This is a genomic window from Candidatus Hydrogenedentota bacterium, assembly GCA_013359265.1.
Classification (GTDB): Bacteria; Hydrogenedentota; Hydrogenedentia; order Hydrogenedentales; family SLHB01; genus JABWCD01.
Map to the genome: position 1 here is coordinate 25661 of JABWCD010000014.1, position 22736 is coordinate 48396.

Annotated in this window: 19 protein-coding genes; 9 read left to right on the plus strand and 10 right to left on the minus strand. The window is 60.5% G+C overall.

The genetic code is table 11. The features are described 5' to 3' along the window. The first annotated feature begins 7 nt into the window (after positions 1 to 7). Complete coding sequence (locus HUU46_13815) at positions 8 to 1153, plus strand: glycosyltransferase family 4 protein (GenBank protein NUM54717.1); 1146 nt, start codon at positions 8 to 10, stop codon at positions 1151 to 1153. Continuing rightward, positions 1150 to 2589 carry an O-antigen ligase domain-containing protein gene (locus HUU46_13820; protein ID NUM54718.1) on the plus strand — a complete coding sequence of 480 codons (1440 nt, stop codon included), beginning with the start codon at positions 1150 to 1152 and terminating at the stop codon, positions 2587 to 2589. Before HUU46_13815 ends, HUU46_13820 begins: the two co-directional genes overlap by 4 nt. A 2-nt stretch (positions 2590 to 2591) precedes the next feature. On the opposite strand, the gene HUU46_13825 is transcribed toward HUU46_13820, so the two are convergent. The 3 genes from HUU46_13825 to HUU46_13835 all read right to left on the minus strand — a co-directional run bounded on the left by HUU46_13825 (position 2592) and on the right by HUU46_13835 (position 6439). Next, complete coding sequence (locus HUU46_13825; protein ID NUM54719.1) at positions 2592 to 3827, minus strand: glycosyltransferase; 1236 nt, start codon at positions 3825 to 3827, stop codon at positions 2592 to 2594. Beyond that, complete coding sequence (locus HUU46_13830; protein ID NUM54720.1) at positions 3824 to 5071, minus strand: HlyC/CorC family transporter; 1248 nt, start codon at positions 5069 to 5071, stop codon at positions 3824 to 3826. Before HUU46_13830 ends, HUU46_13825 begins: the two co-directional genes overlap by 4 nt. Before the next feature lie 948 nt (positions 5072 to 6019). Next, positions 6020 to 6439, minus strand: a complete 420-nt coding sequence (locus tag HUU46_13835) for a hypothetical protein (GenBank protein ID NUM54721.1) — start codon at positions 6437 to 6439, stop codon at positions 6020 to 6022. A gap of 262 nt (positions 6440 to 6701) precedes the next feature. On the opposite strand from HUU46_13835, the gene HUU46_13840 reads away from it, so the two are divergent. The 5 genes from HUU46_13840 (at position 6702) to uppS (ending at position 12390) form a co-directional block, all read left to right on the plus strand. After that, positions 6702 to 7268, plus strand: a complete 567-nt coding sequence (locus tag HUU46_13840) for a hypothetical protein (GenBank protein NUM54722.1) — start codon at positions 6702 to 6704, stop codon at positions 7266 to 7268. 305 nt (positions 7269 to 7573) lie between these two features. After that, positions 7574 to 8668: a hypothetical protein gene (locus HUU46_13845; protein NUM54723.1), complete on the plus strand. Its 1095-nt coding sequence runs from the start codon at positions 7574 to 7576 to the stop codon at positions 8666 to 8668. A gap of 1638 nt (positions 8669 to 10306) precedes the next feature. Continuing rightward, complete coding sequence (locus HUU46_13850; protein ID NUM54724.1) at positions 10307 to 10921, plus strand: hypothetical protein; 615 nt, start codon at positions 10307 to 10309, stop codon at positions 10919 to 10921. A 189-nt stretch (positions 10922 to 11110) separates the two neighbouring features. Continuing rightward, positions 11111 to 11482 (plus strand): transcriptional regulator, encoded by a 372-nt coding sequence (locus tag HUU46_13855; protein NUM54725.1) that lies wholly within the window; start codon positions 11111 to 11113, stop codon positions 11480 to 11482. 152 nt (positions 11483 to 11634) lie between these two features. After that, positions 11635 to 12390 (plus strand): di-trans,poly-cis-decaprenylcistransferase, encoded by a 756-nt coding sequence (uppS, locus tag HUU46_13860; GenBank protein ID NUM54726.1) that lies wholly within the window; start codon positions 11635 to 11637, stop codon positions 12388 to 12390. Between the two features lie 239 nt (positions 12391 to 12629). Here uppS and HUU46_13865 read toward each other — a convergent pair whose 3' ends face one another. Together HUU46_13865 and HUU46_13870 are read right to left on the minus strand one after the other, a co-directional pair. Beyond that, complete coding sequence (locus tag HUU46_13865) at positions 12630 to 13892, minus strand: ATP-binding protein (protein NUM54727.1); 1263 nt, start codon at positions 13890 to 13892, stop codon at positions 12630 to 12632. Positions 13893 to 13955: 63 nt separating this feature from the next. Further along, positions 13956 to 15188, minus strand: coding sequence for a two-component system response regulator (locus HUU46_13870; GenBank protein NUM54728.1), 1233 nt, complete (start codon positions 15186 to 15188; stop codon positions 13956 to 13958). Between the two features lie 179 nt (positions 15189 to 15367). Here HUU46_13870 and HUU46_13875 point away from each other — a divergent pair, with 179 nt between their 5' ends. Together HUU46_13875 and HUU46_13880 are read left to right on the plus strand one after the other, a co-directional pair. Continuing rightward, a complete protein-coding gene (locus HUU46_13875; protein NUM54729.1) occupies positions 15368 to 15757 on the plus strand; it encodes a hypothetical protein in 390 nt (129 codons plus the stop codon). Next, complete coding sequence (locus HUU46_13880) at positions 15754 to 16605, plus strand: DNA adenine methylase (protein NUM54730.1); 852 nt, start codon at positions 15754 to 15756, stop codon at positions 16603 to 16605. Before HUU46_13875 ends, HUU46_13880 begins: the two co-directional genes overlap by 4 nt. Before the next feature lie 48 nt (positions 16606 to 16653). On the opposite strand, the gene HUU46_13885 is transcribed toward HUU46_13880, so the two are convergent. The 5 genes from HUU46_13885 to HUU46_13905 form a co-directional block, all read right to left on the minus strand. Then, positions 16654 to 18084: a glycosyltransferase gene (locus HUU46_13885; GenBank protein ID NUM54731.1), complete on the minus strand. Its 1431-nt coding sequence runs from the start codon at positions 18082 to 18084 to the stop codon at positions 16654 to 16656. After that, on the minus strand, positions 18077 to 19570 hold the full coding sequence (locus HUU46_13890; protein NUM54732.1) for a response regulator: 1494 nt from the start codon (positions 19568 to 19570) through the stop codon (positions 18077 to 18079). The genes HUU46_13885 and HUU46_13890 overlap by 8 nt, the downstream gene beginning before the upstream one ends. A 106-nt stretch (positions 19571 to 19676) precedes the next feature. Further along, positions 19677 to 21059, minus strand: a complete 1383-nt coding sequence (argH, locus tag HUU46_13895) for an argininosuccinate lyase (GenBank protein NUM54733.1) — start codon at positions 21057 to 21059, stop codon at positions 19677 to 19679. A 108-nt stretch (positions 21060 to 21167) separates the two neighbouring features. Then, entirely contained in the window at positions 21168 to 21473 is a 306-nt protein-coding gene (locus HUU46_13900) for a hypothetical protein (GenBank protein NUM54734.1), read from the minus strand. A gap of 6 nt (positions 21474 to 21479) precedes the next feature. Then, the gene (locus HUU46_13905; protein NUM54735.1) at positions 21480 to 22694 is read right to left on the minus strand and encodes an argininosuccinate synthase; all 1215 of its coding nucleotides are present in this window, start codon (positions 22692 to 22694) and stop codon (positions 21480 to 21482) included. Between the last annotated feature and the right edge of the window lie 42 nt (positions 22695 to 22736).

Below are 22736 nucleotides of genomic sequence, written 5' to 3' on the forward strand. Positions count from 1 at the left end.
GACGGCGATGAGGATAACCTTCATACTTCCGCAGCCGGGTCTCTCCGGCGGCATCCGCGTGATCGCGGTCTACGCGGAACGCCTGAAGCGGCGTGGTCACGATGTGTTGCTCGTGCACCCGCCCAACGCGCAACCGTCGTTCCGCGCCCGCGTCCGCAGTCTTGTTCGCGGGCAGGGCTGGCCGCGTGTGCCGCATGTGTATCCCTCGCATTTGGACGGTCTTGATGTGCCTCGCAAATTGCTCGACCGATGGCGGCCAATTACCGCGCAGGATGTCCCCGATGCGGACGTAGTCGTGGCGACGTGGTGGGAGACTGCGGAATGGGTCAGCGCGCTTCCGCAGAGCAAGGGCGCCAAAGCGTACTTCATTCAGCATTACGAGGTTCACGACAACCAGCCGGTTGAACGTGTAAAGCAGACATGGTCGCTGCCGTTCCACAAAATCGTGGTGGCGCAGTGGCTTGCGGACATCGCGCGCGACTCCTACGGCGACGGCGACGTTTCGCTTGTGCCGAACAGCGTCGATCTTGACGTGTTTCATGCCCCGGCCCGCGGAAAGCAACCGGCGCCCACCGTCGGTTTTATGCACGCAGTTGTTCCCTGGAAGGGCACCGATCTGGCGTGCAAGGGTATACGCATCGCGCGCGAATCGATTGGACGTATCGACTGCGTTTCGTTTGGCATGCACCCACCCACCGCAGCGCATCCCGTGCCGTCGGATACCCGGTTTACGCTGTTGCCCGGTGCTGAGGCCATCCGCGACATCTACGCGCAATGCGATGCGTGGATCGTCGCAAGCCGCTCCGAAGGATTCGGGCTTCCCATTCTTGAAGCGATGGCGTGCCGCACGCCCGTAATCGCGACCCCAACGGGCGCTGCGCCCGAGTTGGTGGGGCAGGGGGGAGGCATTCTCGTCAATCACGAAAGCCCGCGCGCCATAGCCGACGCAATTCTTCGCGTCGCGCGCATGAGTGACGCACAGTGGCGCGCGATGTCCGATCGGGCGTACGAAACTGCGCGCGGCTACACCTGGGACGATGCCGTGGATCGTTTCGAGGCAGCGCTTCACGCCGCCTGCGCGAAGAGCGAATCGCGCTCCCGCGCAAATGCCGACGGGGCGATGGCCCCGCGGCGCCGCGAGGTGCGCGCATGAAGGTCCCCGCCGACGCAAGTTTCCTGGTGCCGGTTGCCATGTTCGGGTGGCCGTTCGCGCTTGTCGCGCTGTTTATGTTGTTGCCCGCGCGCCGGGCGGTCGTCACCGGGCTAATTGTTGCCTGGCTGTTCCTGCCCGTCGCGGAGTACGAGTTCAAGGGCATCCCCGAGTACAACAAAATGACCGCGACGTCGATGTCATTGTTTCTGGCGACGCTGCTGTTCGAACCAAATCGGGTCCTGTCATTTCGGCCGAAGTGGATCGATCTGCCGATGGCGGTGCTGTGCGCATGCCCGCTAATGTCGTCGTTGTCCAACGGCCTTGGGCTGTACGACGGACTGTCTGAGTCCAACGGGCAATTGCTGCGGTGGGGCTTGCCGTATTTCATCGGGCGACTGTACTTCACCGACTACGAATCGATGCGTGACTTGGCGTTCGGCATATTCCTTGGCGGTCTCGCGTACCTGCCGTTCTGCTGGTTCGAGATGCGAATGAGCCCGCAGCTCCATCGCCTTACCTACGGCTACCATCAACACGGTTTCATGCAGACGATCCGGTACGGTGGATACCGCCCGATGGTGTTCTTGCAGCACGGCTTGATGGTCGGCATGTGGATGGTCACGGCGACCCTCGCCGGGCTTGCGCTTTGGAAATCGGGTGTCGTGCGGCACATTCGCGGCATCCCGATGTGGGCGTTCCTTGCCGTACTTCTCGTTACGACGGTCATGTGCCGAAGCAGCGGCGCGATCGTATTGCTTGCCGTCGGTCTCGGATTGTTCGCAGCGGTCAAGTACCTGCGTTCGCCGGCGGCGCTGATCGGGCTCGGGGCGGTGTGCGTCTTGTACGTTTTCGCGCGGTCCGCCGGTGTGTGGGACGGCTCGCAGCTCACCGAACTGACGCGCACGGTGTTTGGGCCGGAGCGCGCGCAGTCCGTGGAAACGCGCTTCTACAACGAAGAAGCACTGTCGGCGCGCGCCCGCCAACAACCGGTGTTTGGTTGGGGCGGTTGGGGCCGTTCGCGCATCTATGACGATAGGGGCAAGGATATTACGATTACCGACAGCCTTTGGATCATCACACTCGGTACTAACGGCGCTTTCGGCGTTGCCGCGGTCCTCGCCGCGATCCTGTTGCCGCCGTTACTGCTATTCCGCAAGGTGCCGGTGGCATGGTGGGTGCATCCCGTCGTCGCGCCCACGGCGTGCATGGCGGTCATTGTCCTTTTGTGGATGGTCGACAATCTGCTGAACAATATGCTCAATCCTGTTTACGTGGTCACGATCGGCGGCTTGGCGGGAATTCGCCCGCTGTCGCAAACCGACGTTGGAATCGTAAGCATTCGGCGGATCGTCAAAAGGCCATTTACACCACGGCGCAAACGCGGGCGCGTAGTTCCGCCGCGCCGGCCGCGCGTCCCGGATTCACAAGCGCTCTAAGTTCACGGCAAGTGTTTTTTGATTAGCGCGCTCCGTTCTTCAAAGACGGCATCGTCGTTGAAGCGCGCTCCGTTTGTCCCTGCCGCGCGAATCATCTCGGACAGCGCGTGGCGGTCTTTTTCCAACCGCGCCAATTCCTCGCCCAATTTTTTCCAGTCGTACAAGGGCACAAGCGATCCGCCGCCGTATCCGTCCAGCAGATCGCGCGCGAACGCATTTTCGTATCCGACGATGGGTGTGCCTGACAGCAGCGATTCGAGGAGGCACCGCGGCGACTCGGGAGTCACGTGCGCAAACGGCATCACATGCGAGTTTCGAATCGTGTTCAGCACACGTTCGCGATCGGACACAAAGCCGGGCAACGATAGGCAATCGTTTAGCCCAAGTTCGCTAGCCAGCGCCCGGACGTCCTCCAACTGGGGTCCATCCCCTATCCATGCGCCTTCAATCTTCGCCCCGAGTGCGCGCGCGTGCCCGACCGCGCGCACCCAATCCAGCGGCGCCTTGATCGTTACCATGCGCCCGGGGTAGCAAACGCGCAGCGACGGCGCGCGCTCGGCTTCGCGCGCCTTGGCTTCGCAATCGTCCGCGGTAATGCAATCCTCCGGCTTGGTGTGAACGTCATGGATGTTATGGCTGTTCGCGCAATAAGGGCTGTAGTACGTATAAGTATCAAACCCGTGCCACAGTCCAAGCGCGCACCGCCGCGCGAGATGGATGTGGAGCCGGTCCATCAGCGGCGCCTCGATCGTTGCTTTGATGCGGCGCAAAAGGCCTTGTCCTGCCGCTGATCGCAAATGCCTGACGTGATTGACGATGTCAAAATGCAGCGCGTACGCGCGCTTTAGCTTTATCGCTTCAAGCGCGGCCACCGACGCCCAATCGCCCAGAAGCCCCCACGGCGCGAACTGGAGATAGCGGCAGCGTGCGATGTGCCCCTGCAACAATTTACGCGTAGGACCATACGCGCGCGCGAACTCGCCCACGCCGTAGGCCCACGGTAACGGCACAAACTGGACACGGTCCGGGCACGGTATTTCCCGCACGTCCTTCCAGACAATTGAGGCGTCCGCCGCCAGCAGACGGTCCGGTATGACAGGGCATGCAACGACGAGGGAGGAAAAGCCGTCGGCCCATTTCGCAATTCCGTTGCACGCCTGCGCCTCGAACAGCAACGCGTCACCGTGCCGCCGGTACGGAACCGGCAACACCAGCAGCATGCTTGTATCGTTGTTCACGGACGCGCCGCCACTGGACGCGGTTTGGACACGGACACTTCGAAAATCTTCCCGCGCCGCGTGCGCCGGATTAGAAACTCGTATCCGGCTTCCTGGTGTACCTCGTTTACCCTCGGGAGCCGCTTCATACGGTCGATGAGCCAGGCGGACGTGCTGCCGCGCGCGTTTTCGAGCGTCACGCCCAGTACGTCGTCCAATTTGGAGGCGGGAAATCCCCCGCCGACCATCCACGTTCCCCCGCTGAGGGCATGGCACATGCGCGGCAAGCGGTCAAATTCGTCCTCGAGTTCGCCGACCAATTCCTCGACAAGGTCTTCCATCGTGACAAGGCCCAGCGTCTTGTCGTTATCGTCCCGCACGATCGCCATGTGCACATGCTGCTCGACAAACATACGAAGCAGTTCGGCGGCCGATTCGTCCTGATGGACGAAATGGACGGGACGAATAATCCCGCGCAAGCTTGGGTCGGAGGGGTTTGTCCGCGCGCGGTATACCAGTTCCTTGAAGTTGATGTACCCGAGTACGCGGTCATGGTCGCCCTCGTCGCAGATGGGAAAGCGCGTGTGCGGGTCCCAATGCGCCGTGAGCACGGCGTCGGTCATCGTCTGCGCGGTTGACAAAAATGTGATCTGATCGTGGGGGATCATCACGCTGTCGACTTTGGTGAGCGACATTTTCGTCGCGTTTTTTATGATGGATTCCTCGTATTCGCCGATGAGGTTGGACAGGCGCGCCATGCCCGCAAGCGCGGCAATTTCGTCCACCGTTCCCCCCGAATGGTCCTTCCTTTGGCGTCCCTCAAAGGGCCTGTTAATGAGATTGATCACGGCGATAAACGGCGCGGAGGCCCTCACCACGGCGTAGAGCGGTATGCCGACAATCGGCGCGAGGAGGGCGTTGTACCGTACGCCGAGGGTCTTCGGCAGGATTTCGGTGAATTGCAGGATGAGAATGGAGAAGACGATAGAGAACGTCGCAAGCCATTCCTTTCCATACAGGCTTTCGAACTGAGCGCCCGCCACCGCCGCACCAATTGTGTGCGAAAAGGTATTCAGCACCAGAATGACGGCGATGGGACGCTTGATCTCGGATTTAAGCTTTTGCCACGTGTGCATCACGGTCGGGTGGGACTCCCCAAACCGCGCCACCTGCGTCGGGGTTAGGCTGAGCAGCGTCGCTTCGAGCAGCGAGCAGAGGGCCGAAATCACCAGCGCCGCGGACATCGCAACGATCAGGACAATCATCGTGTTCCCCTTGGTGCGCCCGCGTACCGCCCACGGGCCGACAAGACCATTCAATCGAGGCTACTTTACTGACAAACGCCTCGACATGCACGATCCGCCCGTTTCCGGCAGTCACGGACAGGCAGAACCTGGTCCGCAGGGAACCACACCTACTACATAGCCCACCGTGTTGCATTCTCCTTCGCCTGAAGCTTCGGAGGTCGGGTTCTTCCCAGGCTCTCGCGGGCTTCGGAGGACAAGCTGCGGGTGGGGGAAGCGAAATAGCGAGAAGCAACGCGGCCAGGAAGTTGGGGGGCAAGACGGTTACCTGCGAGGGCCGCGGACGGAGACAGGGGGGTGCGCGGAGAGCATTTTGACGATACAAGGGGGGCGACGGACGGTGGTCGTCGTAAGTGCATATTTCATAACGACGCAGCCAATTCAGCACGGTTGCCAGGGGTGCCGTCCTGGTAATTTGACGAAACAAGGGGGCAGCCGGGCCATGATCGTCGTAAGTACCGATTGCATAATGACGTTTCCGACTGAGTACCCCTACCAGGGGGTGGGGGTGAGATCTTCTTTTTTGACGATACAAGGGGGTGTCGTCGAGTCTTAATCCGTGCAAGTGCTGGTTTCATGATCACCTCTGGGTTGATGCCACCGCGGGCGCCGTCTGTCGGTGACTACTTGGTCAGGGCCTGATCGGGTTGCCCGCAACTCCAGAGAATCGGTGAGCCATGCAGGCGTGGCTGCGACTGGCGGAGGATGCGCGGAAGACCCTGGCCGTCCATTTCTTGGCCTACGCTGTTGCACTTACTCCAATCGCGCGGAGTCAATGCCAGATCGGTGGACTTCGGACTGACACTTGGCGTCGACCAGCGCCGGACACGAAGGTGCTTCTATCCGTATCGACAAAGATGCGGCGGAATCTCGGATGACCCTCGATCCCTTCGGGCGGGGAACATTGGCCTAAGAACGAGTGGCGAACACACGGGCAGCGCGATTAGCCGTCGCGCCGTCACCGTATGGCTGAAGCTCCCACGCCACAGGTTGGCAGGTACGGTAGGCGTCCGATTCGTTGTCCCTATTCAAGCCGTGTCCGTCTTCTCGCAACGTCAACAGCCCGCCGCGCGCTTCAATGCGGCGTCTGAGGTCCGAGAACTTCCTGACGAAACCGTACGACACGTCGTCGATGGCCTGCCAGTCCACAATGATCGTTGCACGGGGAAACAGGAAGGAGCAGCCTTCGAGTTCGGCGAGTACCCAGTCGATTGTATTAGGGTCATTCAAGCTTGCAGGGAGCAAAATGGCGTGAATTCTCAGTTTCGTTTTGGAGTATGCGTTCGGTTCGTCGTTGAAGACGAACCTTATTAGCGCGTTGTTTTCCATGACACACCATCCTCTCAGCGGTGACTCTTGCCGCCGGCAATGGGGCAAGCGTCCAACTGTAATCGGCGCGCTGAGCCGCGTATTCAAAATGTGCATCATTCATTGAGCACTTCTCGTGCCGAATACTTGCGGAGCGGCGTAACTTCACACCGGACAACGCGATGGGTTACGGAGTACAGGCTCGCGACCGGACGAAGTGATCAGAGACTGAGCGGTCGCATGACCAGACTCTGCGCATCAAGGGCCGCTTGGTGTAGGAGTGGTGACTCGGTTTGCCCAGACGCACCAGAACATTACGACGTTTCGCCGTGAAGGCATGGTTATTGCGTCCTCTGGTGGAAGTTACGAGTTGAAAGGCGCCTCGCTGCGCGGGTTGTGCGTGGCGTGGTACGAATGGAAAGGGAGTGATGCAATGTCAGGGGGAATGTCGAAGACGTATTGGGCGCTTATGGGGGCCTCGGCCGTTGCGGCGATTGCAGTCGCCAGCGCACTCCAGTTCAGGGGGGCCGAGGGAGTGACGGGGCAGTCGCGCATGGGCGGAGCGGTTGGTCCCTCGCCGTACGCTTCGTCTGCCGAACCCGGTGTGGGATACGACAGCGCGGGACACTGTGAATCGGAGACCCCGGCGTTGGCATCGATCCTTGCAACCCAGGCTTTGGGATGTTGCCAGGGACAGAAAACGGGGCCGCGTTGTCCGATGAGCGCGAAAGGCGACGTGTCGCAGGCGAAGCCGGCGTTGGGGCATTGTGAGTCACATCCGGCGGAGGAGATAGGTTCGGGGGCAAGCGGTGACCAATGCGATTCGACAACGCCGGAACACCACCATTAGCGATCACAGAGCGGTGGACGGCGAGCGTGGCAAGGCGTACGAACAGCGGTATGGCGGAATAGCCCCAGCCATGCTGTTCCAGTCCAATCGGCCGAATTGTTGAAACTCACCTGAAAACCCAAGTGCAGATGCTCTTCGTTTCCCGACCCCCGCATGCCCCCAAGGCGCTACACTTCCCTTCACAGCCTACTATTGCGGAATTTGCGGTCATTGACAGCGCAAGAAAACTATGAGAGACTGCTCTCCACGAGGGACTATCCCTCCTGCAAGGCAATCACGCGGGTTTTGGCAAAGGGGTCGAAGAGATGGGATATCAGGGAAAACTCCATTCCGTAATGCTGGCGGCAGTCGTTTTCGTACTGGCGACAATGAACCCGTACGCCGCGGCGGACGGCGGCGCCGCGCACCAAGCCGAACAGCCGCGTCCCATTGCACTCGGTACCAGCGGCGGCAACATCAACGACCGCAGTTCGCTCTATTGTTGCAGCGGCACCCTAGGCTCGCTCGTGGAAGACAGCGTCGGCAACCAATACATCCTCAGCAACAACCACGTGCTTGCGCGCGTGAACAAGGCGGCCCTCGGTGAGGACATCAACCAGCCCGGCCAAATCGATCAAAGCTGCGGGCAAACCGGCATTGTCGCGGACCTGAGCGCGTTCGCGACTATCCAATTTAAGAAGGGGCGCACCGTTCCGCTCAACCAGGTCGACGCTGCGATCGCAAGCGTGCGTGACGGCGCCGTCGCGTTGGACGGATCGATCATCGATATTGGCCCTGTGAGTTCGCAGACCGTGTCCGCGTTTGTCGGGCAGGCCGTCCAGAAAAGTGGGCGTACCACCGGCTGGACAAGCGGAAGCGTCGCTGCGATCAATGTCACCGTTGACGTCGGTTACTCGAAAGAATGCGGCGGCGCGTCAAACCAGATTGCGCGGTTTTCCAATCAGATTCGTGTCACGCCCGGCGCATTTAGCGCCGGCGGCGACTCTGGCTCGCTCATCGTCGAGAACGGATCCGTCAGCCCCGTGGACGGATTGCCCCGCGCGGTCGGCCTCCTGTTCGCCGGCAGTTCAACGTCGACGATTGGGAACCCCATCGGCGCCGTCCTCAGCCGCCTGAGCGTCAGCATGGCCGGCGGTACTTCGGCGAAGAGTGACGACGCGTCCACTTCCGCGAACGCGAAAGCAATCGGCCGAGCCAGCGCTGCACTCGCCCGCAACTCCGCGGCGCTCTTCGCCAAGTCCGGCGTCGTCGGACACGGCATCGGCCTTTCCGCCTCTGGCAAACCGGTCATCGAAGTCTACGTGACCGATGATACGGCAAAATCCCAACCCGGCCTCCCAAAACGCCTCGACAATACCCCAGTCCACGTCATTGTTACAGGGCCGTTCGAAGCGTTTTGACAGGCTATTGCTGAAAACCTACTCTACGCGACTTACCGGCAGCTCAGTACGGTGCGGCTAAGTACCGGACCAACTTCGAATGCACCGTGTGCTGCATCGTGCTGCTTCGGACAGACGCCCTTTTGGCTCGGGCGGCCAGCCGCATACCCACGGACTCAATGTTTCATGTGCAGTTGACTACGCCCAGGCTGTGGAAGAGTGGGGAACGCGGCCGTCTATTTTGGGGCCTACCCTGTTGCACGTATCCCAATCGCGTGTGCAGGCAAATCTAGACTGCTCTGTCGCAGTTCAAGGATTTGCGTGGCTGCCGGATCGGACACGACTTGGTCTCGAAGTCGAATTCTCGATTACGATTACGAGCACGATTACGCGCACGAGCACGAGAAGACGGCTGTACGCGCTTATTCGAAGCGTAGTTGATTGTGCGTTACGCGATTAATGCAATTGCGCTAGACGATTTACTGTCGGCGTGAGGCGGAAGGTCCTTCGTGTCGTCTTTCGGACCCCAGACTGCGTAAAATAACAGGTGGCTGTCCCTAGTTATTCTAGTTATTCCGTGCGACATATGGTGCGGTGGTGGGAAGGCGCCGCTTTGGCTCGCGCGGCCACTCATAGTCCCACAGACTCGACGATTCTTGTGCAATGGACTACGCTCAGGCTGTGGAAGAGTGTAGAACACGGCCGTCTATTTTTGGGCCTACCCTGTTGCACGTATCCCAATCGCGTGTGCAGGCAAATCTAAACTGCTCTGTCGCAATTCACGAATCTGCGTGGCTACGAGAACGGACATGACTCGGTCTCGAAGCCAAATACTCGATTACGATTACGAGCTCTCGTGAAGAAAGTTCCCCCTGAGATTATGAAAACTTGCGCGGTGCGCTTTCAGCGCGCGGTGATAGGGGAGTGGACATTTTCCAGGGGCGATGCCCCTGGCTAGGGTTGCGTTGCGCCTTTCGCGCGCGAGACGAATTGTGCATTTTCGGAGTAGCACGATTACGCGCACGACAAATGGCGCGAATTTCAAACCCGCAACAGTAGGCTCTGTAAAATAACAGGTGACTGTCCCCATTTAAGTCCCATTTAAGTCCGGCCACTCACAGTCCCACAGACTCGACGATACATGTGCAATGGACTACGCCCAGGCTGTGGAATAGTGGAGAAGGCGGCCGTCTATCTCTTGGTTTAGTCTGTTGCGCTTATCCCAGTCGCGTGTGCAGGCAAAATTGAAGTGCTCTATCGCGATTCAGAATTCTGCGTGGCTGCCGGATCGGACACGTCTCGGTCTTGAAGCCAAATACTCGATTACGATTACGATTACGCGCACGAGCACGAGAAGACGGCTGCACGCGCTAGTTTGCTGAGTCGTGGATTGTGCGCCTACGTGATAAATGCATTTGCGCTAGACGATTTACTGTCGTTACGACGCGAAAGGTCTAACGTATCAACTTCGTGACTCCAGGCTGCGTAAAATAACAGGTGACTGTCCCCATTTAAGTCCGGCGTGGAAGCCGGGCGCTACAGGAAGGCACATGGCAAAGTGGCATGAACCACCGGCGCGGTTCGTGATCGCGTTCCCCAATGCTCACTTTGTGTCTCAAAGTACTTGACATTTGACGCGAAAGGGATTATTCTCGGGCCATGTCATCTCCGCATAAAGCGCCGCTCCCTGGCGACGAGCCGGTAAACTTGCATGTTCTCGCGATGGACAACCTCAGGTTCATCCGCGAGACCATGGAGCGCTCGACCTCGTTTACGGCCGTGCCTGGATGGGGGACCGTGGGGATGGGGGTCGTCGCCTTTGTCGGCACGGCCGCGGCCCGCATGATGCCCACGCCGGAGTACTGGCTGCTGACGTGGATGGCGACGGCGTCCGCGGCGTTGTCCTGCGGGCTTGGCGCGATGCTCACCAAGGCGCGGCACGTCAACGAGTCCGTGCTGGACAGTCCAGGCCGGCGTTTCACATTGGGGCTTATTCCGACGTTGGTCGCCGGGGTTGCGCTCACGGCGGTCTTTTATACGAACGGCAGCTACAGCCTGATGCCCGGCACGTGGCTGGTGCTGTACGGCGCGGGCGTGGTCACCGCGGGCGCGTATTCGGTGCGCACGGTGCCTGTCATGGGCGCGTGCTTCATGGCGCTGGGCATCGTTGCGTTCCTGTCGCCGGTGGCATGGGGCGACTGGTTCATGGCCGCGGGGTTTGGCGGTCTGCAGATCGTTTTCGGGGCCATCATTGCGAGGAAACACGGTGGCTAACCCGGATTTTTCGCGCGCACGGAACGGGAGTTAGGCAAAGTGATGACCACAAACCGTTTACATCGATTCGATTTGAAGCTCATAGGAGCATACTGTGCGCGTGAAAAATCCTCATCGCGAAAGGTTGAAGGTTTTCTCGTGAGCATTTCTCACCAGCCTTCCGCGCCGACCGCGGGAGGCTGGTGAGAAATGCGGACTAAGCACAGCACAGCAAAACGTACGACGCCGCAACAGAATGCCGCGCCTGCCGCGCCGGAACCGGTCGATGCGTCGACGTTCGATCGTGTGATTCACGAGCGGTTGCGGCTCGCGATCGTCAGCGCGCTGGCGGTCAACGACGGGATGTCGTTTAACGAACTGCGCCGTATTCTGCGCACGACGGACGGGAACCTGAGCGTGCATGCGCGCAAACTCGAAGATGCCGGATACATTACCTGCACGAAGTCGTTCGACGGGCGCATCCCGCGGACGGAATTCAAAATCACCGAGGTGGGGCGCAAGACGTTGGAGAAGTATCTCGCGCATATGGAGGCGCTGATTCGGCGGGTGCGGGAGGGGTAGGGGTAGGGGTAGGAGAAGGGGCGGCGGGGAGGATGTGGGAGTCAGGAGTCAGGAGTCAGGAGTCAGGAGTCAGGAGTCAGACGCAACTTTCCTCTTTTTTTTGGGATTTTACTTTGCAGAATAAAGTACTTCGCAATTATGGGAAATTTCAGATGAGTATAGCGACTGTGGCGGCGCCGAGGGTGGGGCTGCACGTAGCCATCATCATGGACGGCAATGGCCGATGGGCGATTTCGCACGCGCGGGATCGCAGGGAAGGCCACCGTGCAGGAGCGGACAATGTCCGGCGCATCGTCGAGGCCGCGCCGGGACTCTGCATCCGCGCGCTCACGCTCTACGCGTTTTCTCGCGACAACTGGGCGCGGCCCGAGCCGGAGGTGAAAAACCTTATGGCGTTGCTGCGCGAATTTCTCGACACGGAGCGCGAACGGTGCGTCCGTGACGGCGTGCGCATCCAGGTCATTGGCTCGCGCCAACGGCTGGACTACGCATTGCTCCGTAGTATCGCGTCCGCCGAAACCGCGACAGCGAAGGGCCAGCAACTCGACCTGCGCATCGCGATCGATTACTCGTCGCGCGATGCAATCCTCGCCGCCGCAAAACGAATGGGTGGGGCGAGGCTCCGTCCGAGCCGTATTCAAACAAGGCCGACGCACTGCACCGCGAACGGCAACCCGACAACAATTCCCAACGTCGATCTGCTCATCCGCACCGGCGGCGAACAGCGCCTGAGCGATTTTCTGTTGTGGGAATGCGCATACGCGGAACTGTATTTCACGCCGGTGCTGTGGCCGGACTTTTCGGCGCGAGATTTGAAGTGTGCTATCGACGAGTTCAACCACCGCGAACGGCGGTTCGGAAAGGTTGGCGCCGGCGCACGAGTGGAAAAGGACTACTGGCTGCGATGACGAAGGCGAGGGCAAATGCAAAGCGGGCGCGCACGAAATGTGCGGCATGGGGTGCGTGCGCACCCATCGTGGCCCGCAGCATCACGCTGCTGGCGTTTGTACGATTTAGCGATCGGGGGTCTGCTCGTGAGGCGAGTTGCGTTCGAATTGTTCCATTCGCACCAAGCGCCATGGCCCGCCATGCGAAGATGGCGCCGAAGGTTTTCTGGCCGAGTTGGTTTATTAGCAACAGCAGCGGATCATGCGGCGACCGCTGTCCAAAGATAGTGAATGGGCACGGCGAAGAGGTCCGGCGCAAACGGAACGAGGGTATCACCAGCGTATAGCACCACGCCACGATGAAATGTATTTCCGATGATGGCGCGCAGGGATTTGAGACCATCAAAGTCGGAAGCCTGTACTGTTGCGGAAGCTTTTATTTCGATGCCGACAATCTTCCGCTGTCCCGGCGTTTCCAAGACGAAATCGACTTCCTCGCCGGAGTAACTGCGGAAATGATGAATCTGCGCGCGGACGTTCGACCAACCCAATTGTTTCAGTAATTCACCCAGGACGAAATTCTCGAAGAGCGCGCCTTTCGCTCGGGTGTCCCGCTTGAGATCGGTTTCATCGATTGCTTGCAGGTGCGCGAGTATGCCGGTGTCAACGAAATAGAGCTTCTCAGATTTCATCACACGCTTGATGCGGTTCGTGAACCAGGGTTGGACCGGATGCGTGAGAAACACTGCGTTCAGCAACGTGGAATAACGCTTAAGGGTCACTTGGTTCAGCCCCGCGTCCCGCGCGAGATCGGCATAATTAACAAGGCCGCCTGCGCGCGCCGCCAACACGGAGAGCAACCGCGGCAACTCCGACAGGCCGGCAATGTTCGCCAGTTCGCGCACTTCGCGCTGAATAATCGTCGAGATATACGCGTCGAACCACGCGCCGCGCCGGCCGCGGTCGGAGCGGGCGACGGCCTCTGGAAATCCGCCGATCACGATCATTTCAACAATTGGCGGGGACGCCGCAATTCGCCGCGTGGGTTTCAACGGTTCGTCGGAGAAAAGCGCGCGAATGAAGTCGACCTTCCGGCGCGTGAGCTCGCACTGCGACAGTGGCCAAAGCGTCACCAGTTCCATGCGCCCGACAAATGCGTCCGCGAGTTGCGGCACGTTCAGTACATGCGACGAGCCGGTTAACAGAAAGCGCCCCGGCGTCCTGTCTCGGTCGACGTCCGCTTTGATGCACAACAGAAGCTCGGGCGCGCGCTGTATTTCGTCAATTATGACAGTGCCGGACAGACCTTGCACGAAGCCTTGGGGATCGCTCTTTGCGGCTGCCAGCGTTTGCACGTCGTCGAGTGTGAGATACGATGCATTGTTCCGCCGGGACGCCAGCATACGCGCCAGGGTGCTTTTTCCGGTTTGCCGGGCACCTTGCAGGACGACGATAGGGGTATCGGCCAAGGCCGCTGCGACACGTTGGGCAACGAACCGAGTATATAATTTCCGATCCTTCATATTGAAAATTATAACATAAGTTATTATAATTTACAACATTAGTAGCGGCAAGGACTTGCGGGCCTATTCGGCGGCGCGACGCATATCGGGTTCGCGTTTCGCCTGCACTTCCTGCAGGCGCGCGACCTGTTGCATGACCTGTTCGAGGTGGGTGAGTTTGCCGCGGTCGCCGAGTTCCTTTTGAATTCTGATGAAACGTTGTTCGCGTTTTAGAAATGCTTCGACCACTTCCGGATCGAAATGCTGGCCCGCGGCGTCCAAGATGATCTGGCGTGTCTTCTCGTGCGAGAACGGCTCCTTGTATGGGCGCTTGGTCGTCATTGCGTCGTACGCGTCGCCGAGCGCGACGATGCGCGCGGGCAGCGGGATGTCGGGGCCGAGCATGCCGTGCGGGTAACCGCTGCCGTCCCACTTCTCGTGATGGTAATACGCGATGTCGCGCCCCATCGCGAGAAACGAATTGCCGCCCGCCTCCTCGTCGGCGTCCTTCAGCGTATCGCCGCCGATGAGCGCGTGGGTTTTCATGATGTCGAACTCTTCCGGCGACAATTTTCCCGGCTTCAGCAGGATCGCGTCGGGAATTCCGACTTTGCCGATGTCGTGGAGCGGACTGGAATAATAGAGCGTCTCGACGAATCCGCTGTCGATGACGCGGTCGTACTTCGCCCACGTCGCCATTTCGACGGCAATTTCGCGCACGTACCGGCGCATGCGTTCGAGGTGTTCGCCGGTTTCCGGGTCGCGCGATTCGGCGAGCCGCGCGAGGCCGAATACAGTCGCCTGCTGCGTGCGCTCGACTTCCGCGGTGCGCTCGTGTACGCGCGCTTCGAGGATTTGCTTGTCATCTTCGAGGCGCTTTTGATACCGCAGAATCTGGTCCTGCATCGCTTTCGACTTGACGGAACTGCGGATGCGCGCCTCGAGGAGGACGGGGTCGAGCGGGCGCGTGATGAAATCGTCCACACCGGATTCGAGCGCGCGGATGTTGGCGTCGTGGTCGGCGACGCCGGTGACCATAATAACGGGAATGTGGCGTGTGGCGAGGTTGCGCTTGAGCCTTTCGCAGACTTCGAATCCGTCCATGCCCGGCATGAGCAGGTCGAGCAAGATGACGTCCGGGGGAGTTGCCGCGACGATGGCGAACGCTTCCACGCCGCCGTTGGCGGAGAGCACCGAGTAGCCGCGCGGGGTCAACAACCGCCGGTAAAGCTCGAGGTTCTCCGGCATATCGTCCACGACGAGAATCGTCGGTTGGCTCTGCTGGTAGTCCGCCGAATTGGGGCTGGGTACCGTCATGCAATCCTCAAGACGGCACATTGCGGCGGCTCTCGCACGATGCCCCCGCACTGCGCTGCCCGTCTCCATGAGCATCCTAACACGCTATAAGGCAGTGCGCAAGCGATATTGCGAGATTGATCGCGCGCACGCGCGCACGCATACTCTCGCGATGCAATCTACGTGTGTGAGTTACCCGTATGCCCGGGCGCGATAGAGCGGTCGCTTCCGGAAAGGAACTTCAGGGCGAAGTGGCCGCGCTCGGCCGCGGGCTCGGGCTGACCGTGGACACCGAAGTCGAAGTGGGCCGCCGCATCTGGGGCGCGCGCCGGCGCATCGACGTCGTGCTAAAGCATCCCGAAACGCGCGTGAGCCTTGGTATCGAATGCAAGTACCAAAGCGGCTCAGGAAGCGCCGAGGAAAAAATTCCCGCGACCATCGAGGACATCCGCGCATGGCCGATTCGCGGGATTGTTGTGTACTGCGGCGCGGGCTTCTCGAACAACATGGAATCGTATCTGCTTTCAACCGGGATGGCCGTTGAACTTTCCGATCTGAAGGCATGGCTTGAATTGTATTTTGGGCTATGAGTAATCGCGTCACGCGCAAGATCGTTATTCCGCGGCCGTTTTTGAAATGGGTAGGCGGAAAAGGGCAACTGCTCGGCGAATTGCTGAAGCAGGTCGACGGCCTCGGTACGTTCCACCGCTACCACGAACCCTTTGTCGGCGGCGGAGCGCTGTTTTTCGAACTCATGCGTACCGGGAGATTGCCGGCGACCAAGGCGTATCTTTCGGACAATAACGCCAATCTCATCGCGGCGTACCACGGCGTGCGCGACGACGTTGACCGCGTGATCGCGCTGTTGATCCAACACAAACGCAAGCACTCAGAACGCCACTATTACGATGTGCGCGCCCGGGTGCCGAAGGACGAATACGAACAAGCCGCCCGGATCATCTACCTGAACAAAACGGGGTACAACGGTCTCTATCGCGAGAACAGCAAGGGCGAGTACAACGTCCCTTTCGGCCGTTACGCGAACCCGGCGATTTGCGACGAGGATAACCTGCGGGCCGTATCCAAAGCGCTTCAAAAAGCGAGGATAGAGAACCGGCACTTTGAGACGGTGATCGATTGCGCGAAGCCGGGTGATTTCGTGTACTTCGATCCGCCGTACCATCCGATATCGAAAACGGCGTCTTTCACGGCATATGACCGTGGAGGATTCGGCGAAGATGGGCAGCGCCTTCTTGCGAATGTTGCCCGCGAACTCGGCAAACGCGGCGTGCACGTGCTGCTATCCAACTCGATGACGCCGCTTGTCCGTGAACTCTACGCGAAGTTTACGATAGATGAAGTTCTGGCCAGCAGAAGTGTCAACAGCCGCGCGGACCGTCGCGGAAAAATCAGCGAGGCGCTTATTCGCAACTTTTAGGGACAGGGACTTCGGCTTATTGTCTATTGGAACCGTTTGGACGTTTTCCTACGGCACCCGCGCAATGGTTTCTTCCAATGACAGGCCTGGTATCGGGTTTCGCGAATATACCTCCCGCGCAATGTCTTTCAGCGTGCAGTCACGCCGCCGCGCGAAGACGAACGCGTAGACCTCGCCCTCATCGCGGACGTCGCGAAGTTCCATCCGCAGCACGACAAACCCAAGCGGCTCGAGCGCTGCCCATGCATCGCCGGGCTGGCCGGTCCCGCTCAGTTCGCGCACGTCATCGCGGGATAGTCCGGCGACGAGCGTTCCGCCGGTTCGCAACATCGAGCGGGCATCCGCGAACGCCTCGCGCGTCATTCGACCGTCCACGTTGCTGACTGCGATGACAGTGTCGTACGCTTCCGCACTCTGGGGCCGTTGCGGTATCCATTCCGCGGTCGTTCCTTGGACTATGGGAAGGTAATTCTCGAGCGATCCGTGGCCGCGCAACAGCGGTTGCGCTCGAAACCGTTCCCAATCAATCTTGGACGAAACGACATCCAACAGCGTCTGAACGCGGTGCAAATAGGTGTGCTTCGCCAACACTTCATTTCGCGCAGCCGCGGCGACGCGTTGGCGCGCGTCTTCGGTTGCGATGTAGTGCCCGGCAAGGTGTTCGATATCGGTGTCGTCGTACGCGATGAGGTGTTCCCCATCGCGAAACAGATCGAGCAGTCCGTTTGCGTCGGCATCGCGGTTCGTCAACAGCGGCACGCCCATCGCCATCGCCTCGAACACGCGCATGTTTACGTCCTGCGCGACGGAGCTGTTGAACGCGAGCCGGCCCCGGCACACCGCGCGCGACATCGCCTCGCAGTCCAGCGCGGTGTCGACGAGCACGGAGTGGCGTTCGGCGAGCCGTTCCAGTCGCGCGATGCGTTGTGCGTGGAGCAGCCGCTCGGTGCTGCCAACGAACGAGATATCGTAGTCCTTGCGGCATTCGACGGGCCGGTGGGCGTCCGGGTCGCATGCCAACGGCAGCCAAAACGCGTGCGCACACCCCGCGTTCGCGAAGTGCGCGGCGAACTCGCGCTGCGCGGCGAATACAAAGTCGTAGGGCCGCGCGTGAATCATCTCTGCAAAGTCGTGCCACGTATCGACGCTGATATACGCGGTCGGGCACGCCAGCCAATCGATGTTTTCGATCGGGGGCACGCCGGACTGGATGGTTACGACAAGGTCAGGCCGCCAGCCTTGCGGCAACGCAGCCACCAACTCGTCAACCGAATGTACATCGCGATCGACGTCATTGGGAACAACACGATGGGCGAGATGCGATCGGCCGGTAGCGGCGAGATCGGACGGAGTCAAACACGATCCCACTGTGACAACGTCACACAGGGATCGAAACGCTTTGACGTAATGGTGAACCCAGATGAAGGGCGTCGCTTTCGCGACGATGCAGACACGCAGCCGCGGGCGCGCGTCAGCCAAGCTCGCCCTGCTCGATCATCCGGACCAGCACGTCCGACGCGTCGGCGTCGAATTGCGAGCCGCGCAACCGTTTGATCTCGCCGACAATTTGCGGTGCGGCCAGCGCGTCGCGGTAGGCGCGCTTGCTCGACATGGCCACGTACGCATCCGCCAGACTCATGACGCGCGCGAGCAGCGGAATTCGGTCGCCGTGCAGGCCGTCGGGGTAGCCGCTGCCGTCGGGCCGTTCGTGATGGTGCCGGATGATTTCGAGGTGCTTCCGAGGCAGGAATTGTGCTGTCCGCGCCAAATCATAGCCGACAATCGGGTGCTTGCGGATGGCTTCCCAGTCCTCTTCAGTGAGTTCGTCCGCTTTCGATAGCAGCCGGTCGTCCAGGGAAATCTTTCCGAGATCGTACAGCGCGGATCCAAGTTCGATCGCGGCGAGTTCGTTCGGACCCAGGCCGAGGCGCTCTGCGATCGCGCGCGCGACCACCGCAACCTGGGTTGCACGGCCGACGCCGTTGGTTTCGCGCCGTTCCTGCAGTTCCGCCAGTTGCCGCAACGTCGAGATGTGCCCGGTTTCGCATTGGCGAATCAACCGAATGTTTTCGATGGCCGCCGCGGCGTGCTTCGCCATGATGTCGAGCACCTTTAGATCGGCCTCGCTGAACTCCGTGCCGTTTGTCTTCCCGCACACGTTGAGCACGGCGAGGACTTGCGTCGCTCCCTTGCCCGACGCGGCGAACGATGTATGTTCGCTCTCTCCCGCGAGCGGCACCGACACGAATGACGCGTGGGGGAGTTGGCGGCTCATGGGCGCTGTCTCGTGACTACGGATGTTCGTTACGAGCAGCGGTTTCTGCGTCTGCACGACACGCCCGCTGATGCTGTCCGCCACGTTCACGCGGGCGCCGTCGGCCTCGCGCGGGAGGCCGCGGCTGGCAACGACTTCGAGCGTGCGCCCGTCCGGCGTTGCCAGCATGAGCGATCCGCGCTGCGCACCGACCTGTTTGAGCGCGGAATCGAGCACAAACTCGTGCAGTTCGAATTCGGTGCGGATATTTGCCATGGACTGGCTGACCGAGAAGATAGCCGTCAGCTCCTGCAGCCGCGCGTTTTCGGATTGCAGGCGGTGGCGGTCCAACGCGTTCGATACGGCGAGCTTCACCTCGCTCAGGCTGAACGGCTTCAGCACATAGTCGTACGCGCCTTCCTTCACCGCCGCGCGCGCCGTTTCCAGCGTAGCGAACCCGGTCATGACAATCGGGATGAGCGAAGGGCGTATCTTGCGCGCGCGCCGGATCAGCTCGATGCCATCCATCTCCGGCATCATGATGTCTGTAAACAACAGGACGAACTCGTCGCGCGCCGTGATTAGATCGAGGGCAGCGGGCGCGCTCGCCACCGATTCCACGGTGTACCCGTCGTCGGCAAGGATGTCGCTGAGCAGTTCGCGGATGACGGTCTCGTCATCGACGATCAGGATGCGGTTGGAATCATTCATGAACGGCATACTGCCGAATAGCTTCGCACGGTCTGCATACAATCGTCATCGATCATGCTGGTCTCTCGCAGGCGTTGTTTATCATGATAACACACCCGCGGCGGGGCTACCCAAGCGTTTTGAGAATTTGTCGCGCCCGTTTGATCGCCGCCTTCACCTGGCGCGGCGCCGTGCCCCCGATGTGGTCACGCCGACGCATGATTGTCAGCGGGTCAAGACAACGCGCGATGTCGCGGTCGAACTTCGGCGAGAACTTTCGGAACTCGTCGAGCGTAAGGTCCGGCAGGCGCTTGCCGTTCTTCGTGCTGTGCAAGACGATGCGTCCGACAATCCCGTGCGCTTCGCGGAACGGCACCCCTTTTTCGACGAGATAATCCGCGACGTCCGTGGCTTCGAGAAAGCCCTCGCGGGCGGCGTCGCGCATGGCGTCCGTTTTGAACGCGATCGACGGCATCATTGCGGTGACCACGCGGAGGCACAATTGGAGCGTGTCTGACGCGTCGAACACGGGTTCCTTGTCCTCCTGCATGTCGCGGTTGTACGTCAGCGGCAGGCCCTTCATCAGAGTGAGGAGCGATGTCAGGTCGCCGTACACCCGGCCCGTTTTCCCGCGCACCAGTTCCGCCACATCCGGGTTTTTCTTTTGCGGCATGATGCTCGATCCGGTCGTGTAGGCGTCGCCGATCTCGATGAAGCCGTACCCGGGCGTGGACCACAGGATGAGTTCCTCGCACAGCCGCGACAGGTGCATCATCGCGATCGACGCGTTCGCGCAAAACTCGATGAGGTAGTCGCGGTCCGATACTGCGTCCATGCTGTTACCGGCGATGGCGTCGAAACCAAGTTCCTCCGCCACGGCAAAGCGATCGATCGCGTGCGGCGTGCCAGCCAGCGCGGCGGAGCCGAGCGGCATGATGTTCACGCGCGTGCGGAGTTCGATGAAGCGGATTCGGTCGCGATGGAACATCTCGAAATACGCCAGCATGTGGTGCGCGAGCGACACCGGCTGCGCGTGCTGCAGGTGTGTGCAACCCGGCAGGATTGTTTCCACGTGCGCTTCCGCGACGCGCAGGAACGCCTCCTGCAGGTGCGCAAGCTGGTGGTCTATGGCGTCAATCTGGTCGCGCGCCCAGAGCCGGACATCCGTAGCAATCTGATCGTTCCGGCTCCGCGCCGTGTGCAGGCGCTTGCCCGCGTCGCCGATACGCTTTACCAAGGCCGATTCGATATTCGTATGAACGTCCTCGAGTGCCGGGTCAAACGCGAATTTGCCCGCGTCGACGTCCTTCGCGATCGCGGTCAGGCCCGAGATGATTTTCCTGCTGTCCGATTTGGAAATGATTCCCTGTGCGCCCAACATGCGTGCGTGCGCGATACTCGCGCGGATGTCCCACGGCGCGAGCCGCGCGTCGAACGACACGGACTGACCCAGTGCCTCGACCAATGCGTCTGTCTTCCCCTCGAACCGTCCGCCCCATTGTTTCGCCATATATCGCTACTTTCCCGGGCATGAAATACGGACGAACCAAACTCGTGCCCGTAATCGTGCTCGTAATCGGTTATTCGAGCTCTAGTTTCCGCGGTCCGCGGCCCGACGTTATGCCGCGCTACGCCACAGCAAGTACGCGATCCACGCGAACAATGCCAGGCAAAACGCGAGCCGTACGACCTTCCACAACGGCGTGCTGCGCGCCAGCTTCTCGTAACACGTATCGCACCACGCGCCCGTGACCGGCGCGTGCGGATGCGCCCGCGTGTGGCCAGGCTGTCCACAAATCCCGCAGGTACCACAATAGCCGCGCGGGATTCCCTGCCGTTCGAAGTGTTCCGGCTTTGTTTCCCACATGAAGCAATAGCACGCTTGGCATTGTCGCCCAGCCGCGCCATTGGTTTCATGCGCCATCGCGTGCTACTCCAACCCCGCCTTCTTACGAACGCGGAGTCGAAGCGCGTTCAATCGAATAAACGCGCCCGCGTCCGCCTGGCTGTACGCGCCCTCGTCCTCTTCGAACGTCGAAATCTTCGGATCGTACAATGTCTTTGCCGCGCGCCGGCCGACGACGGTACAGTTGCCCTTGTACAGCTTCACGCGGGCCGTGCCTGTGACGTCTTCCTGCGATTGTTTCACGAACGCCATCATCGCCTTCATCTCGGGCGAATACCAGAATCCGTTGTAGATCAGTTGCGCAATCTTTGGCGACAATTGGTCGCGCAGCAGCATCACCTCGCGGTCCATGGTAATCGATTCCACGGCGCGGTGCGCGGCGTAGAGAATCGTGCCGCCCGGAGTTTCGTATACGCCGCGCGACTTCATGCCCACGAAGCGGTTCTCGACCATGTCCACGCGCCCGATGCCGTTCGCTCCGCCGAGCGCGTTCAGTTTCGCCATCAGCGAAGCGGGGGAGAGGCGCTCGCCGTTCACGGCCACCGGCACGCCCTGCTCAAAATCCACTTCCACATACGTTGGCGTGTCCGGCGCCTTCGTCGGGTCGACCGACAACAGGAACATGTCCGCCGGCGGCTCGGCCCACGGGTCTTCGAGAATTCCGCCCTCGAACGAAATGTGCAGCAGGTTGCGGTCGGACGAATACGGCTTCGCCGCCGTCACCGGTACGGATATGCCGTGTTTCTTCGCGTAGTCGACCAACTTCGTGCGGCTTGTGAGGTCCCACTGGGGATCGCGCCACGGCGCAATGATCGTGACGTTGGGCTCGTGCGCGTAGTACGTCAGCTCGAAGCGCACCTGATCGTTACCCTTGCCCGTCGCACCGTGCGAGACGGCGTCCGCCTTCTCCTTGCGCAACACGTCGATCTGCGCCTTCGCGATCAGGGGCCGCGCCACGCTCGTGCCCATGAGGTACCAGCCCTCGTACATCGCGTTCGCCTGCATCATCGGAAACACGAAATCGCGCGCGAACTCCTCGCGCAGGTTTTCGCAATACACCGCGCAAGCGCCCGTCTTGACGGCTTTGTCCTTCGCTTCATCGGTCTCTTCCATCTGGCCTATGTCCGCGATGAACGCGACCACGTCCGCCTTGTAGGTTTCCTGCAGCCATTTCAGAATGACCGACGTGTCCAGCCCGCCGGAGTAGGCGAGCACAATCTTTTTGACCTTCGTTGCCATTAACGTGTTCCTTGTCGTTCCAGTTGCTCTAAAGGTTCGTGC